2 protein-coding genes are annotated in these 1,364 nt (G+C 35.4%); both read right to left on the reverse strand.

Features of this window, described 5'->3' with window-relative positions:
* Positions 1-121 precede the first annotated feature (121 nt).
* Complete coding sequence (locus tag HMPREF9423_RS11720) at positions 122-829, reverse strand: hypothetical protein (protein ID WP_006149570.1); 708 nt, start codon at positions 827-829, stop codon at positions 122-124.
* 53 nt (positions 830-882) lie between these two features.
* Positions 883-1,364, reverse strand: a 482-nt coding sequence (locus HMPREF9423_RS12475) for a hypothetical protein (RefSeq protein ID WP_006149572.1), incomplete at its 5' end; no start/stop codon positions are given.

Genomic DNA, 1,364 nt, shown 5'->3' on the forward strand with positions numbered 1-1,364 from the left:
CCTGAGGCCTTCCCTTCAATAAATCTTCGGCTGCTTTTCATAAAACAACCTGTCAATGTCAATAGTGCCATTCCCAAAAGTACTGCTGTTAGCGCTAATTTTTTTGTCATAAATTTATCCATTATTCTTTTTCTTTTCGACTTTTATAACCACTGATAATCTCCGCATGTGTATTTTGCCCGTCTTGAATTTCTAAAGTATAGCTATAGGCCATATTTTTAATGGTTTCATGCATGATATAAATCACCATTTTTAGTTCTTTATTCTGCTCAACTCCCATGTAGTTGTTTAAAATCGGATCCGATAGAGTATAGTCAATATCTGCGCTCCCTGTTTCAACACTGTAGCTTTTTCTCCCCATTTTTAATTTCGACAGAGTATTTCTATTAATCGTAAATTCTTGGAGCAATAGTTTAGGATTCCTTATCGTCGCATTTGCCTGAGGATCCGTCAATTGAATCGTTCCATCCTTATAAATCACTCCACCTTCATAGAGTACTTCTTCCGTTCGTTTTTTATTCTCATCTATGCTGACTTTTTTCTTCTTAAAAGTTCCTCTAACCACTTTATTCTCAGCATCACCCTTTAGTTCAATAGATTGGTAAAAATAGCCTTCCCCTTCTTTATAATCATAAATATCGTCACTAAAAATACCAAACCCATCCGGGAATTTTTCAAACAAATCTTCCAGATTCTCCGTCGGGTAGACCTTGCTGAGCTCAGCAGCCTTCCCTTCAATAAATCTTCGACTACTCTTTAGACTACATCCAGATAGAGTCAACAACGCCACTCCCAAAAGTATTGCTGTCAACGCTAATTTTTTTGTCATAAATTACTCCTACTTCTCAGAATCCAAGATAGTTATTTTACTATCGCTCATGACTAATTTTCCTCTAATTTCCCTACAATGCCTTCTGAATGATAAAGATTATCTTTTCTAAAAATCACAGTATAACCATAACTTTTACCTGCTATCGTCGGTTCAAAAATATTGATGTCCATATTAATTTGGGCACCACTTTCTAAACCTAAATAATCATTTACTTGTTCATTTTTAAGCTTATAGGTGATGCTGGCAGAACCGGTCTCCAAGCTATAGCCTTTCCGAACGACTTCTAAGCCTTTTAAACTAGACCTCGAAATAGAAAATTCCTGCATTAAAAGACGTGTATGTTTTAAGTCACCCTTTTCTTTATTGTTAGAGCCAGTGGCATCTGATAAGTGAAGACTACCATCTCTATAGTATACTGCTCCCTGATATAATATCTCTTTTTCTATCTTTCCATCCGAATTTTGCACTGAACTCTTTTTGATAAGTTCTCCTTTTATTTCTCTAGAATTAGAATCTCCATTTAAAACAACCT

Origin of the sequence: Streptococcus infantis ATCC 700779, from assembly GCF_000187465.1 — a bacterium.
In the GTDB taxonomy this organism is placed as follows: domain Bacteria; phylum Bacillota; class Bacilli; order Lactobacillales; family Streptococcaceae; genus Streptococcus; species Streptococcus infantis.